At 62.6% G+C, this 14,337-nt stretch carries 16 protein-coding genes and 1 pseudogene; all 17 read right to left on the reverse strand.

What is annotated here, in order from left to right; all coding sequences use genetic code 11:
- Positions 1–100: 100 nt before the first annotated feature.
- The 17 genes and pseudogenes from E3T40_RS15025 to E3T40_RS17415 all read right to left on the reverse strand — a co-directional run bounded on the left by E3T40_RS15025 (position 101) and on the right by E3T40_RS17415 (position 14,249).
- Positions 101–280: a hypothetical protein gene (locus E3T40_RS15025; protein ID WP_104171755.1), complete on the reverse strand. Its 180-nt coding sequence runs from the start codon at positions 278–280 to the stop codon at positions 101–103.
- Between the two features lie 203 nt (positions 281–483).
- Positions 484–714, reverse strand: a complete 231-nt coding sequence (locus E3T40_RS15030; RefSeq protein ID WP_134511889.1) for an Rv0909 family putative TA system antitoxin — start codon at positions 712–714, stop codon at positions 484–486.
- A gap of 135 nt (positions 715–849) precedes the next feature.
- Positions 850–2,043 carry an elongation factor Tu gene (gene tuf / locus E3T40_RS15035; RefSeq protein ID WP_104171753.1) on the reverse strand — a complete coding sequence of 398 codons (1,194 nt, stop codon included), beginning with the start codon at positions 2,041–2,043 and terminating at the stop codon, positions 850–852.
- Between the two features lie 143 nt (positions 2,044–2,186).
- The gene (gene fusA, locus E3T40_RS15040) at positions 2,187–4,301 is read right to left on the reverse strand and encodes an elongation factor G (protein ID WP_104100974.1); all 2,115 of its coding nucleotides are present in this window, start codon (positions 4,299–4,301) and stop codon (positions 2,187–2,189) included.
- A gap of 105 nt (positions 4,302–4,406) precedes the next feature.
- The gene (gene rpsG / locus E3T40_RS15045; protein ID WP_066597688.1) at positions 4,407–4,877 is read right to left on the reverse strand and encodes a 30S ribosomal protein S7; all 471 of its coding nucleotides are present in this window, start codon (positions 4,875–4,877) and stop codon (positions 4,407–4,409) included.
- Complete coding sequence (gene rpsL, locus E3T40_RS15050; protein WP_055811472.1) at positions 4,877–5,251, reverse strand: 30S ribosomal protein S12; 375 nt, start codon at positions 5,249–5,251, stop codon at positions 4,877–4,879. Before rpsL ends, rpsG begins: the two co-directional genes overlap by 1 nt.
- A 323-nt stretch (positions 5,252–5,574) precedes the next feature.
- A complete protein-coding gene (locus E3T40_RS15055) occupies positions 5,575–6,231 on the reverse strand; it encodes a spermidine/putrescine ABC transporter substrate-binding protein (RefSeq protein WP_134544576.1) in 657 nt (218 codons plus the stop codon).
- 61 nt (positions 6,232–6,292) lie between these two features.
- Positions 6,293–6,802 (reverse strand): DUF6121 family protein, encoded by a 510-nt coding sequence (locus E3T40_RS15060; protein ID WP_104194972.1) that lies wholly within the window; start codon positions 6,800–6,802, stop codon positions 6,293–6,295.
- A 61-nt stretch (positions 6,803–6,863) separates the two neighbouring features.
- Entirely contained in the window at positions 6,864–7,832 is a 969-nt protein-coding gene (locus tag E3T40_RS15065) for a hypothetical protein (RefSeq protein ID WP_134544578.1), read from the reverse strand.
- Between the two features lie 104 nt (positions 7,833–7,936).
- Positions 7,937–8,722: a hypothetical protein gene (locus E3T40_RS15070; protein WP_134544581.1), complete on the reverse strand. Its 786-nt coding sequence runs from the start codon at positions 8,720–8,722 to the stop codon at positions 7,937–7,939.
- 2 nt (positions 8,723–8,724) lie between these two features.
- The gene (locus tag E3T40_RS15075) at positions 8,725–9,390 is read right to left on the reverse strand and encodes a hypothetical protein (protein WP_134544583.1); all 666 of its coding nucleotides are present in this window, start codon (positions 9,388–9,390) and stop codon (positions 8,725–8,727) included.
- Positions 9,387–10,430, reverse strand: a complete 1,044-nt coding sequence (gene pilM / locus E3T40_RS15080) for a type IV pilus assembly protein PilM (RefSeq protein WP_134544586.1) — start codon at positions 10,428–10,430, stop codon at positions 9,387–9,389. Before pilM ends, E3T40_RS15075 begins: the two co-directional genes overlap by 4 nt.
- A gap of 28 nt (positions 10,431–10,458) precedes the next feature.
- On the reverse strand, positions 10,459–11,013 hold the full coding sequence (locus E3T40_RS15085) for an A24 family peptidase (RefSeq protein ID WP_370287950.1): 555 nt from the start codon (positions 11,011–11,013) through the stop codon (positions 10,459–10,461).
- Between the two features lie 12 nt (positions 11,014–11,025).
- Positions 11,026–11,283: pseudogene (locus tag E3T40_RS17690) on the reverse strand (prepilin peptidase); the annotation flags it as partial.
- Position 11,284: 1 nt separating this feature from the next.
- Positions 11,285–12,712: a pilus assembly PilX N-terminal domain-containing protein gene (locus E3T40_RS15090; protein ID WP_134544591.1), complete on the reverse strand. Its 1,428-nt coding sequence runs from the start codon at positions 12,710–12,712 to the stop codon at positions 11,285–11,287.
- A 562-nt stretch (positions 12,713–13,274) separates the two neighbouring features.
- Entirely contained in the window at positions 13,275–13,712 is a 438-nt protein-coding gene (locus E3T40_RS15095; protein ID WP_134544593.1) for a hypothetical protein, read from the reverse strand.
- Between the two features lie 105 nt (positions 13,713–13,817).
- The gene (locus tag E3T40_RS17415; protein ID WP_304999552.1) at positions 13,818–14,249 is read right to left on the reverse strand and encodes a prepilin-type N-terminal cleavage/methylation domain-containing protein; all 432 of its coding nucleotides are present in this window, start codon (positions 14,247–14,249) and stop codon (positions 13,818–13,820) included.
- Positions 14,250–14,337 lie beyond the last annotated feature (88 nt).

The raw sequence follows: 14,337 nt of genomic DNA on the forward strand, positions 1-14,337 counted from the left end.
GGCCTCCGTTGCATCGTGTTGAGTGTGGTAACCCAATCGATACCGGAGGTCCTCACTTTTTTAGCTCACGCCACGCTCACAACCTGTGTGGGAACAACAGCTAGTCCGGGGTCAGCGCCGCCCACTCGGCGGCGTCCATGTACTGGCCGCGAGCGAGCCTGTGCAGTTCGCCCCTCTCCGCCTGGCGGCGGAGCCGGAGGTCGACGCCGAAGGCCCTGCGGAGATCGGACGCGAGGAGGAGGCCGTTGGGTGAGACGTGCTCTTCAGGTGAGTCAGGCATCCGCCCACTGTGCACTGTTGCGTCCCCAGCACCGCGTCGCCACAGGGATCTGCACACTCCCCTCCGGGCAACCCGCCTGTGGAGAACGGGGCGCATCCCGATGCGCGGGTGCTGCGCCCGTTCGCAGGTGGCATGCCACGCGCGAACCGGCGCACGACCCGCGCCACGGTGCGCTCGGTCACCGAAGTGAGCTCGACCAGCGGTTACCTGCCGTCGGGGCCAGTGCCTCGAGCGTCGCGGTCGGTCGGACCGTCCCCGCGACCGAGGTGTTTGTCCGCCGCCGCTCGGGCATCCTTGATCTTGTCGGCGTGCTTGTTGCCGGTGACCTTGTTCGCGGCGGCGGCGCCCCCGTCGAGGATCTTGTCGGCGATCTTCTCGCCCTTCTCTGTTTTGAGGAACTCCTGCGCTTTGCGGCTGATGTCGTTGAAATTCACGGGGTGCTCCGATCTGGGGCGGTTGAGGTTCATTTCAAGGCTAGTTCCTGGGCGATTCGGGATCAACTGGCCCCGCAAGTCGGGGACGAAAAAAAGGGCCGGCCCCGAAGGACCGACCCCATTTTCTGAAGGGAACTACTTGATGATCTTGGTCACCGTTCCGGCGCCGACGGTGCGGCCACCTTCACGAATGGCGAAGCCGAGGCCCTCTTCCATGGCGATCGGCTGGATCAGCGCGACGTTCATGTCGGTAGTGTCGCCGGGCATGACCATCTCGGTGCCCTCAGGCAGCGTGATGACGCCGGTGACGTCCGTGGTGCGGAAGTAGAACTGCGGGCGGTAGTTCGCGTAGAACGGGTTGTGACGCCCGCCCTCATCCTTCGACAGGATGTACGCGGTGCCCTCGAAGTCGGTGTGCGGCGTGACCGAACCCGGCTTGACGACAACCTGGCCGCGCTCGACGTCTTCGCGCTTGGTGCCACGAAGAAGAAGGCCACAGTTCTCGCCGGCCCATGCCTCGTCGAGCTGCTTGTGGAACATCTCGATACCCGTGACCGTGGTCTTGATGGTCGGGCGGATGCCGACAACCTCGACCTCGGAGTTGATCTTGAGGGTTCCACGCTCGGCGCGGCCGGTGACGACGGTTCCACGACCGGTGATCGTGAAGACGTCCTCGATCGGCATCAGGAAGGGCTTGTCCTTGTCGCGGACGGGCTCCGGGAAGTAGTCGTCGACAGCCTTCATGAGCTCAAGGATGTTGCCGACCCACTTCTCGTCGCCTTCAAGCGCCTTGAGTGCGGAAACGCGCACGACGGGAGCGTTGTCGCCGTCGAAGCCCTGGGCGGAGAGGAGTTCGCGAACCTCGAGCTCAACGAGCTCGAGGATCTCTTCGTCGTCAACCATGTCGGACTTGTTCAGTGCCACGAGCAGGGACGGCACGCCGACCTGCTTCGCGAGCAGAACGTGCTCACGGGTCTGAGCCATCGGGCCGTCAGTAGCAGCAACCACAAGGATCGCCCCGTCCATCTGAGCTGCACCGGTGATCATGTTCTTGATGTAGTCAGCGTGGCCCGGTGCGTCTACGTGCGCATAGTGACGCTTTTCGGTCTCGTACTCAACGTGCGAGATGTTGATCGTGATACCGCGCTGGCGTTCTTCCGGAGCCGAGTCGATCGACGCAAAGTCGCGCTGAACGTTCGTCTTGGACGGGTACGTGTCGGCAAGGACCTTGGAGATCGCTGCAGTCAGCGTGGTCTTTCCGTGGTCAACGTGACCGATCGTTCCGATGTTTACGTGCGGCTTGGTCCGCTCGAACTTGGCCTTGGCCACTGTGGGTCCTCCTCAGGACTCATGGCTCCATCGACCGCTGGTTTGCGGCCGGTGAAACTGCTGGATTTGTGTACTTATGCTACTCGGGCCGGGAGGCCGAAGCGATTTGGGCCCGAAGGCCCGGAGAGACCGGAAGCCTCAGGCTATTCGCCCTTGTTCTTCTGGATGATCTCTTCGGCCACGGCCCTGGGGACCTCCGCGTAACTCTCGAAGGTCATCGAGTACACCGCGCGGCCCGAGGTCTTCGACCTCAGGTCACCGATGTATCCGAACATCTCCGACAGCGGCACGTTGGCGCGAATTACCTTCACGCCCTGAGCGTCCTCCATGGTCTGGATCTGTCCACGACGCGAGTTGAGGTCGCCGATGACGTCGCCCATGTATTCCTCGGGCGTACGAACTTCGACGGCCATCAGCGGCTCGAGCAGAACAGGGTCAGCCTTACGAACGGCTTCCTTGAAGCCCATCGAACCGGCAATCTTGAACGCCATCTCCGAGGAGTCGACGTCGTGCGCGGCGCCGTCAAGCAGGCTTGCCTTGACGCCCACCATCGGGTAGCCGGCCAGGACGCCAACGTGCAGCGCATCCTGGATTCCTGCGTCCACCGAGGGGATGTACTCCCGGGGGATGCGGCCACCCGTGACCTTGTTGACGAACTCGTAGCTCTTCTCGGCAGTGATCTCGAGCGGCTCGATCGCGATCTGAATCTTCGCGAACTGCCCGGATCCACCGGTCTGCTTCTTGTGCGTGTAGTCGTGACGCTCGACCGCCCTGCGGATGGTCTCGCGGTAGGCGACCTGAGGCTTGCCGACGTTGGCTTCGACGTTGAATTCACGTCGCATCCGGTCGACCAGGATGTCCAGGTGAAGTTCACCCATTCCCTTGATGACCGTCTGACCAGTTTCCTGGTTCTGCTCGGTGCGGAAGGTCGGGTCTTCTTCGGCCAATTTCTGGATCGCAAGACCCAGCTTCTCCTGATCCTGCTTCGTCTTCGGCTCGATCGCAACCTCGATGACCGGGTCAGGGAACGTCATCGACTCGAGCACGACCTGCGCGTTCGGGTCGCACAGGGTGTCGCCTGTGGTGGTGTCCTTGAGGCCGATGACCGCGTAGATGTGACCGGCGGTCACGAAGGCCACCGGGTTCTCCTTGTTGGCGTGCATCTGGAAGATCTTGCCGATGCGCTCCTTCTTGCCCTTGGTCGAGTTGACGACCTGGGCGCCGGAGTCAAGGTGACCGGAGTACACGCGAACGTAGGTCAGACGACCGAAGAACGGGTGAACGGCGACCTTGAACGCGAGGGCCGTGAACGGCTCCGTCGCGTCGGGGTGACGCATGATGACCTTTTCCTCGTCGCGCGCGTCGTGGGCCTCAATGGCCGGCACGTCGAGCGGGGTGGGGAGGTAGTCGACGACTGCGTCAAGCATCGGCTGAACGCCGCGGTTCTTGAACGCGGAACCGCAGAGGACCGGATAGATCTCGCTAGAGACCGTGAGCCCCCGAATCGCGTGCTTGATCTCGGAGACGGTGAGCTCTTCGCCGGAGAAGTACTTCTCCATAAGGTCGTCGTCGGTCTCGGCGACGGTTTCGAGGAGCAGCTTGCGGTATTCCGCGGCCTGCTCGGCGAGGTCGGCCGGGATCTCTTCGATGGCGTACTTGGAGCCCATCTCGACGTCACCCTTGGAGTCGCCGCGCCAAGTCAGTGCACGCATTTCGACGAGGTCGACAACACCTTCGAAGGTGTTCTCGGCGCCGATGGGCAGCTGGATGACGAGCGGCTTCGCACCGAGGCGCTTGACAATGGTGTCGACCGTGTAGAAGAAGTCGGCTCCGAGCTTGTCCATTTTGTTGACGAAGCAAATGCGGGGCACGTCGTACTTGTCGGCCTGGCGCCAGACGGTCTCCGACTGGGGCTCAACGCCCTCCTTGCCGTCGAACACTGCGACGGCGCCGTCGAGGACGCGGAGCGAACGCTCCACCTCAACGGTGAAGTCGACGTGGCCGGGGGTGTCGATGATGTTGATCTGATTTGAGGCCCAGAAACAGGTCGTCGCGGCAGACGTGATGGTGATGCCACGTTCCTGCTCCTGCGCCATCCAGTCCATGGTCGAGGCGCCGTCGTGCGTCTCGCCGATCTTGTGATTGACACCCGTGTAGTACAGGATGCGCTCAGTGACGGTGGTCTTGCCGGCATCAATGTGAGCCATGATGCCGATGTTGCGGACCTTACTCAGGTCGGTGAGCACGTCAAGTGCCACGGGGGTCCTCCGGAAGTTTGCTTGTGGATCTTGGGGCGAAACAGAGCATCCGGTCGCCGGGCCCATCGAGATCTGCTCTCGACAAGCCCGGATTCCGGAGCGCGACTACCAGCGGTAGTGAGCGAAGGCCTTGTTCGCCTCGGCCATCTTGTGCGTGTCCTCGCGGCGCTTCACAGCGGCGCCGAGGCCGTTGGATGCGTCGAGGATTTCGTTGGTGAGACGCTCGGTCATCGTCTTCTCGCGACGAGCCTTGGCGTAGCTGGTCAACCAGCGCAGAGCCAGGGTGTTGGCGCGGTGCGGCTTGACTTCGACGGGCACCTGGTAGGTGGAACCACCGACGCGGCGCGAACGCACCTCAAGGGTCGGGCGCACGTTGTCGAGTGCCTTCTTCAAGGTGACGACGGCATCCGCACCGTTCTTGGCAACGACGCCTTCGAGTGCATCGTAAACGATGCGCTCGGCGAGGCCCTTTTTGCCGTCGAGGAGGATCTTGTTGACGAGCTGGGAGACGATGGGGGCGCCGTATACCGGGTCAGCGATAACGGGACGCTTGGGCGCTGGGCCTTTACGAGGCATTACTTCTTCTCCATCTTGGCGCCGTAGCGGCTACGAGCCTGCTTGCGGTTCTTGACGGCCTGGGTGTCCAGTGCGCCGCGAACGATCTTGTATCGAACACCGGGGAGGTCCTTCACACGACCACCGCGGACGAGCACCATCGAGTGCTCCTGGAGGTTGTGACCCTCGCCGGGAATGTAGGCGGTGACCTCGGTACCGTTCGACAGCTTGACGCGGGCGACCTTGCGGAGGGCCGAGTTCGGCTTCTTCGGCGTGGTCGTGTAAACACGGGTGCACACGCCGCGCTGCTGGGGGTTGGACTTCAGGGCGGGCGCCTTGGTCTTGGTGACCTTGGGGCTGCGGCCCTTTCGTACCAACTGCTGAATGGTGGGCACTAATTACTCCTTGTTTGTGCTGCACGGTGACAGCTCATTGATGGTTAGCATTCGAATCGCTCCGTTTCCGGCCCAATCGAGTTCATCTGGACCCACCGAAACACGCGGAATGGGTTTCGCGAGCCGTAGTGGGTATGCCGTGGGGGCTGCTCGGAGAGCACACCCTGTGTGAGTGCCACATCAAGGCGCCTAAGGTGCGGCACGACAAGATCGCGGTGGCATGACTCAAGCGCACGACAAAGCGCACACCTTCAGAGGATATCCCGGGGGTGACCGCTGGGTCAAATGGATCACGCGGCCCAAGGGGTTCGTTCAGGTGTTGTTCAGGGGCCGTGCGGCCAGAGCGGGGAATCGAGCGCGGTGTCGAGGTCGGCGAGGAGAGCGATCACCCAGGGTTCGACGAATTCGGTGACGGCGCTGCGCATCCGTTCACGGTGCCGGGACAGTTCGGCGCAGACCCGACCGCCGACCAGCGCCGCGTGTTCGTCGGCGCGTGTGACCTCGGCGCGGATGGCCGCCTTCTCCTCGTCGGTCAAGGGAGGCGGGTCAACGGGCAGGGCCACGGATGCCTCGGGCCGGGCGAGTTCGGCGAACGTGAAGAGGTAGGGGGCGTCGGGCGGTGCCGGCGGGTCGAGCTCGAGGCCGGTGTAGGCCGGGTCGAGGTCCTCAGCGGGGCGGTAGGTCAACGCGGCCTGCTTGCGCTCCTCGTTCAGGCGGATCTCCCGGAGCAGCAGGGGGAGGTGCGTCTCGGTGAACTCGTCGACCTCGGCGTCGATCAGGTGCTTCAGGCGCATGGCGAGGGCGTGCTGCACGGCGTGCGGGACATCCGTGGCGAGGCCGGCGGCGGCGATGACCGGCGACCCGAAGCAGGTGCGGCACAGGCGTGAGCGGCCGCGATGCGTGCCCGGGCGCCAGCGAGGCAGCCAGTTGAGCCAGTCGTCAACCTGTTGGCTGACCCGCAACTCGATGGAACCGCCCATGAGAGTCAAGGGTACCCGATCGGAGTGCTCCGCAGTCAGCGACTTTCAGGCCGGCGGGGTTTCAGTCTTCGCCTTGCTCCCACGGCCATTTCGGGGGGCCGCGTTCGGGCATCCGTGAGGCGAGGACCAGCGAGTAGAGCAGGGTGACGATGAAGGAGAGGATGCCGGTGGTCACCGCGAACGGGCCCAGCAGCACGGAGGCTGCGAACCCGACGCTGTCGCCCGGGAGCCCGGCGGTGTCGGCCGGCACCCCGGTGCCGAGCGCGTAGAGCACCCCGCCCACCAGAACGAAGACGACAAGCGCGGCGACCCCGGTGCCGAGGGAGTACCCGACGGCGATCCGCTGGTTCTCCGGTCTGGTGCGCAGCCCGAGCAGCAGCATCAGGGTGAACACCAGCACCACGGCGGCGGCGGTCATGAACGGGCCGACGAGAGGTCCGGCGTTGGGGTCACTGATGACATCCGTGTCGGTCAGCAGGCTGATCATTCCGAAGGCGGCGACGAGGAGCGCGGCAAGGAGCACTGCCGCGAAGACGGCGACGACCGTCGCGTACTTCTGGTAATTTCGCATCGCTCCTCCTTGATGGCGTACCTGCTGGGGCCCGGCACGCTGAGCGCCGGGCGTCGAACGACTAGTTGCTGCGGAGGCCCTGCGGTCCGGCGGCGAGGACGCGGTCGTATTCGGCCTTCGCTGCAGCGTTGCGTTCGGTGACGGCACGGCCGTTGCGGGCGATCCAGGCGCCGGCCCAGATCGGCACCTCGCGGGCGACGACCGCAGCGGCGATGGCCCCCGGGTTCAGCCACTGCTGGCTGATGAAGCGCGCCGCCTGGTCGGGCGTGAAGTTCCAGGCCTGCACGCTCAACAGCGCCGCACCGATGTAGGAGAAGTAGACGGCCACGGCCACCAGGAAGCCGAAGAGCACGTAGGCCCACCAGCCGCCGCGGTTCACGATCAGCACCAGAAGGGCGAACGCGACGAAGAAGAAGATGACCGGCACGTAGAAGATGGGCAGCACGATGAAGTCGGTGAACTTCGAGGCCGTGTCCGCAATGGACAAGCTGCCGATGCCGGACAGCACGAACGCGACCACGGCGTAGAGGGCGGCGAAGATGACGGTAGAGAGCAGGGCGATCAGCACGCCGGGGCCGCGGTTGCTCTTGTAGCGGGGAGCGGTCGGCGCCTGGATGTAGACGGGGGGCTGCGCCGTGGTGTTCGTGGGGGCGTAGGCCTCGGCGGGTGGGGCCTCTGATGGGGTCGCAGCCGGGTTCTCGACCGGCTCGATGCGCCGGGTCTCGGCGGTGGTGTTCACCGGGGCGATGTTCACGGAGGCGGCGGGCACGTAGGTGGGCGTCGCGGGCTCGCGGGAGGTCGCGGGGGTGTCATAGGAGATCGGCTCGCCGACGGGGGTGGCCGGGTAGTGCGCCGGTGTCTCAGCGGCAGCATCGGTCGCGTCGCCGGACTCGGCCGGAGCGGAGTGGGAGCCGGTGCCGGTGTAGTCGGGGGCATCCGTGCGCTCTTCATGGCCGGCGTAGTCGACCGGTTCAGGACTCGGGTCGTTGTTACGGTTGCGGTTGCCCTCAGGGGACGTTGTGTCGCTCATGGTGCGCTCCTTGTGGTTGGCCGGGACGATCAGCCACAATCTTAGCAATGCGACTCCCCCGGTCGAGGGAGGCGTGACCTGGCGGGGCGATGTGTCGGGTCGGGTTACTCTGCGGGAGTTGGTGAGGCGGCCGGATCGAGCAGCACGTAGATGAGGCCTGCGATCGACGCAACCACGTCCGTGGATATGACGGCAGTTTCTGTTGCTTCAGTTCCGACCGCGGCAGCGGGAATCGGCCCGCCCGACGCTGGTGTTGTGGCTGACCCTTCCGATGTGGCGAACGTGGTGACCATCACCAAACGGGTGCCTTTCTGGAGGCTCTCCAGAAAGTCGAGAACGTTCCCATAGCTTCCAGTAACACTGAGCGAGATCGGCACGGATACGAAGTTAGTGCCAGTGATTAGCTCATTCGGCTGCGGAGCCAAGGCCGCTGCGACTTCGGCCGCGGTCGGGGCTGCGACTGCTATGGGTGCCGGCGTGGGTGCCGGCTGACTTTCTTCGGCGGGTTCCGCGACCGGTTCAACAGGGGCGACGGCAACAACAGGAACGTACGGTTGGGCGTCGCTAACCAGGATGGATGTCAACGTCACCTGGTGCTGCTGCGCAATCGTGTCCAACTGAGCGACGAAGTCGGGAATTTCCGCTGCGCTCGGAACCGCCATTCTGAGGGACGACAAATCAGTTCGAAGACTAACGATGCTGTCGAATTTCTTTTTCAGCGTGGAGACCTGAGCCTCGTAGGCCGAGTTTTGTGTTTCGACAATCTCTCGGTCCGCGTCGGCCAATTGCGCTTCATCGAGTTTGGGCGCAACACCCAGCACCCAGCCGAGAACGGCTGCGGCACCGATGAGTATGACGGTGCCGAATACCCAAAGCCTGTTGAGGTCCATAGTTACTTTTCCTCCGTGCTTGCGAAGCGATTTGAGTAGGCATCGGAGTTGATGTGCATGACTAGTTCCACCGTGTATGCGCCATCAGTCGACAACGAGATCGATCCCGGGTTGGCATCCGCATAGCCTGGTAGGCCCCTGAGCGCATCCAACCACTCCGGCACTGTTGGAAGGTTTGGGCTGGTCAGGCCAAGAGAGAGCGTGGCGACACGGGCTGCTTGCAGCGGCGCGGTTGGCTGCCCATATGCCACCAGTGGCGATGCGGAGTCAACCCCCACGGAGTCGATCGACACGTCCGCGGGCAGGACCGCCTTGACCTCGGAGAGGTAGGCCTTCCAGTCGATCTCGGTGGCCGAACCGAACTCTCGTGCCGCCACGGTTATGTCAAGGGCCGCTTGGATTTGATTGACCTCAGCGTACTTTGCCTGCTCCGCGAGCAACTCTGTACTCCGGGATTGAGCATCAGCAAGCTGCATGCGGCTCTGTTCAGCCTGCCACGAAGCGGCGGCAGTCCCGGCGCCAACCAGCACGAGCACACCGACAAGAACAGCGCCCAGCCGACGTCGCGTTTCCCTGGCCTTTTTGCCAGCTTTCACTTCCGGTGGGAGCAGATCGACGCGTGGTTCTACACCGAGCATCAGCTCTTCGCTGTGCTTTGCGCGGCTCATGCCTGGCTCCCCAACGCGAGTCCCAGTGCCACCGAAAAGGCGCCACGAGTCTGTTGCAGCGTTTGCGCGTCAACACCGCGTCCGAGGTGCACCGCCGCGGACGGGTCTGCCGCAAATACCGGAAGGCGTGTCAACTCACCCAGAGCGGCGGCGAAACCACTCAGTTGCGCACCACCGCCAGTCAGCACAATCCGAGTCACCGGCATGTGCTTTCGGGTATTGGCGAAGTAGTTCACGGTGTTTCGAAGGCTGTTAAGCAGTTCGGTCGTAACTTCAGATATAACTGTCGCAGCGGCTTGCTCCTCCGCGTTAGAGACAGCGCCGAGCCCGAGTCTCCGCTTGAGCGCCTCCGCATCATCCACGGTGACCCCAAGCCGTAGAACGAGGGCCTGCGTGAGATCACCCCCGCCGGCAGGGATGAGGCGAAGAAACTGCGGGACGCCTGCAAGGGTGACCACTACTGTCGTGGTGGCAACCCCGACGTCGATTTGGGCAACGGCACCATCCGTTTTCTCACTACGGTAGATGACCCGGCTGAGCGCGAAGGGAATGAGGTCGACTTCGACCGGGGTTAAGCCGGCCAGCTGCACAGCTTTGACATTGCCCAGCACGGCTTCTTTCACCGCCGCAATGAGCAGTCCGCTGATTTCCGGCCCGGACTCTCCTTCCTTTTCGGAGATCGGGTAGAAGTCGAGCAGTGCATCCGCGACCGGGACGGACAGCATGTCCTGGACCTGGAAGGGCAGCGATTCACGAATCCGTCTGATCGACATCTTGGGCACCGTCAGATCGCGTGCCAGCACCCGGTGGTTGCCCATGCCCAGCACGACATTCTTGCTCTTAAACCCGCCGGCTGACCACAGGCTCTTGAGCGCCGCCGCGACGGTGTTCGGTTCAGCCACTTCGCCGCGATTGACCGCCCCCTCCGGCAGGGGAGCCTCGTGGTAGCGCACGAGTGTTGGCTTCGCCTTACCCGCGTCGCTCACCTCAACGGCGCGCAGACCGGCAGTGCCGATGTCAATTCCTACGACGCTTGCCATTTTTGCTTCTCCCTCATGTGCCGAACCGTCATGCCAATCCAAATAACGACAAATAGCCACTAGCTATCTGCTCACCATAGAAGATCCCAAGCCAGGCACCGGCCAGCATCCATGGGCCGAACGGGATCCCGCTCTTGCGGCTTGCCCGCCGCGTGACGAGGAGCAGGAGCGCGAAGAGGCCGCCCAGCAAAAATGCGGAGAATGCGCCCACCGCAAGCGGCCCCCAACCAAGCCATCCCAGGAAGAGGCCAAGGACCCCCGCGAGTTTGACATCGCCCAGCCCCATTCCTGCCGGGTAGGCAAGAGCCATGAGCATGTAGAGCCCAAAGAGGACCACGCAGCCGATGACTGCTGGGATGAGACGTGCTGAATCCCCACCGAGCAGAGACGCCGACGTCAATAGGATGGCCGCAACCGGGTAGGCGGGGAGCACAATCCGATTCGGAAGGGTGTGCGTATCAACGTCGATTATCGCGAGTGCGACGCTGATTGCAGCGAGGTACAAGAAGGCCGCCAGGGTCAGAACACCTGCGGTCGCCGATCCTGGTGTCGGGATGGCCCCACCGGGGACAACTGCCAGCACTTTCCATGCGACCAGCCCGAAGAATATGGCAGTGCCCAGCTCAACTAGTGGGTACCGTGCCGAAATTCTGACGCTGCATTCGCGACAGCGACCGCGGAGCAGCAGCCAAGACAGAACAGGAATGTTATCCCGGGGACGAATTCGAGCGCCGCAGCCGCCGCACGCGCTTGGCGGCGCGACCAAGGACAGCCCGAGCGGTAGCCGATAGACCACGACGTTGAGGAAAGAGCCGATCAGGAGTCCCAGACCCCCAACAAGAAGTGCAGGCAACTCAGCCGCCCAGTTTCACGTCGCGCATGGATAACAACGTTCTCAGTGTCGCTGGCGAGCCGCCCGAACCACCGGCTGTGTTCGTTCCTGTTCCAAGGTCCACACCGGGGAGACCGAGGCCCGCGTAGGTGAAGCCGGTGTTGTTCCAAAATGAGTTGAGGGAGCCATTGGCGTACATCTGCCCCCGCCATTTGAACGTGTTGTTAGCCACAAATTGGCAGGGGGTGTAGAGCATGGCAGACACTGTCGAATCGATCTCGAACGAGTTGTTGATTATGAAGTTCCCCTGCTGCGTGTAGTCGCAGGTCGGCGGGTCAGTGTTCGTAATATCAGGAGTAATGAACCAAAGTTTGCGCGGTTGAGTACTGACCGAGGACTTAAATGTCAGATTGTTGCTCCAGTTGAACATGGGGGCAAAGATAACGACATCATTCGGCAGGCTGACACTCGAAGCTGAGGCGATCACCCCGGTCGTGCACGCCATTGCGTCGATGATGACCGGGGTGGATCCTGTTGCTGCAACCGCGCTCATCATTGTTGTCGAAAGCTTGCAGTCAGCGCCGATGGGAATCACGTTGAAGGCGGTGCCGGTCGAATCAACCCAATCCGTCGCTGTGAAGCCGAAGGAAACCCAGTTCGGAACAGCCGGTATTGAGCCTCCGCTCGTGTACGTGCCGCTCACCCCAGCAGGGCGCGTGGGGTTTAGCGCAGTGAGATTGCCGGTGATGGTACCCAGAGTCGCCGTTCCGGATGCCCAGACGTTCCCCTGCATAGTGCAGGTCACGATGGACAAATTGCCGCGGGCGACGACCACGTCCCCCTGAATCAGGCTCCCGTTATCGCAGCTGAAGTCGCCGTCAGACACCTGAATGGCCGGCGGTCCGCCCGCGGCAACGATGAGGTTACCGTTGTTCTTAAAGCTGACGCTTCCATGGAAGTACATCGCCGCGCCGGTGGCCGTGATGCCAGGCAGTACGGCTGGTGTGTAAGGGTAGATAGCCTCGACGGACGTCGTGTTCTGCGCAGTAACTCCTGCAGCGGTTTGCGCTTTAGCGGTGCCCGTCGAAACGATTTTGACGCGTTTCACGGTCTGATCCGCGTAGGGCGGACAGGTGTTCAGGACCCACGTATCACCGGTCGCTGCCGTCGAGTAAGAGACCTTGTAGGTATACGCGGGCGTCGTTGCAGCGGTTCGACTCGCAGTGCAAGTTCCGCTGCGGAGCTCGACCACCGCAACGTTGATTCCGCTTTCGGCTGCTGTCTTCGCCTGGATACCCGCACGAGTCGTGCTGGTGAAACCCAGCGCGGTCACTGCCATGCTCGCTATCAGCACTCCGACGATCATCATCAGCGCAGCTATGCCGAGGACAGCGACCAACGCGCTTCCGCGCTCGCGCGGCTCTTGGGTTCTGGCTAGGGCAAGAAGCATGGCGACCCCACTGTCACAAGATTTAGTGTGTTCGACGTCGATTTCATGGCTTGGGGGGCTCCGGCACCTGCGCTGATGCTGAGGTTCACCGTTACCAACCCAGCGGACACGGTGAAGACAGGAGCACCCGAAACGCTCACGCCAGTGCCGAGCAGTGTCCAGGATGAGAGACTGCCGGGTGCCGGAATCGCGACCGTGGCCGGAATCCGCTTCGTATACAGACTCCCGCCCGCGGCGGGAGTGAAGTACCAAGCCTGACACGACCATTGCACAGGGGTTTGGCCACCCTGGGTCCGAACTGTAAGAACTTGAGTACCGGTGCTGGGGACAGCGAGATCGACATCGGATGCGTTCCGCACGCCAGCCTGAACGGACCGCATGATGAGCTGACCAGCGGTTGACGCTGAAGTCGCTCCGCTCACCTGGGTCTGCGCCCGAGTTGAGCTAATCAGCATGGCCCCAGCCACAAAGAGGACCACCAGAGAAAGACCCATGTACAACAGCAGCTCAACGAGGGTCATGCCCACATCCGATTTGGGTCTCAGGACTATGGTGAGCGTCCTCATGGAGTATCCAACAACACGTGCTTGCTTGCCTCGGAGATGGTCGGAGTTGAACCGACTGCCGTGACCCACACGTGCACTGTGACCGTACGCAGGTACGGAACCTGACAAATGTCTCCGGCGGGGAGGCCGATGAACTCCAGATGCGGCTGCAGGGTGCCCGCAGGGCCGGCGACGACCGCTGGGGTGTCGGCCACAAAAAGCTTGACAGCACTGCAGCTGGACCCGGAGGCCCGGAGCTGCTCAAGCTGCTGACCAACGACCTGCGTTGCCGACGCAATCTTTGAGTTTCTTGAAGCGACGGTCATCGACTGAATGAGCAGCGGAAGCATGGCCACCGCCAGCAAAGCAAGCAGGAACATAGAAACGATGATCTCAATAATGCCGAAACCGCTCTCCGCTGTCGGTGGACGGGGGAGAACGCGACTTGCCTCCACGAATGATCTCCCTTAGACGATATTTGGACGGACGTCGGGGGCGACACCTAGATGCCGCCCCCGCGCTTTATGAGGCTGCTTACGCTCAGCCTCGCCCCGAGCTAGTTACGAGCACCCACCGGCAAGGGTCGTGACCGTGGTGGCCAAAGCCGTAGCGGAAGTCGATTCTGTAATCTTGAAGACCTTCCCAGAACCACTGATTGTTGAAATGCAGAACGTCGTGCTGGAACCGTACTTGTAGAGGCCCACGGACGTACCTGAGTCCGGGACCCCAGAGAGCGCCTGAGTGGTCGGCAGTGCCTGCGTCGCTGATGAAGTCTGAGCAGCAACAACGCCCGTCTTCCAGTTAGTCAGGTCGGACTGCGCTGCGCTGTCCTTAGCGTTGTTCTGGATGCCCAAGTAGACAGGGATGGCGATAGCCGCGAGGATTCCGATGATGATGACGACGACGAGAAGCTCGATCAGGGTGAAACCCTTTTCCTTCTGGCCGAGTTCTGAGCGCTTGTGGGCAAGTGCTCCCGAGATGCTTTTGATCATTTTGTAGTCCTTTTCGCTGTGGAGTCCGTGCAGGGGATGGGCATTCGGATTGCCTGATTTGAGCTTATGGGTCAGGCAGGCTGGCGGT

Origin of the sequence: Cryobacterium sp. TMT1-19, from assembly GCF_004403055.1 — a bacterium.
Classification (GTDB): Bacteria; Actinomycetota; Actinomycetes; order Actinomycetales; family Microbacteriaceae; genus Cryobacterium; species Cryobacterium sandaracinum.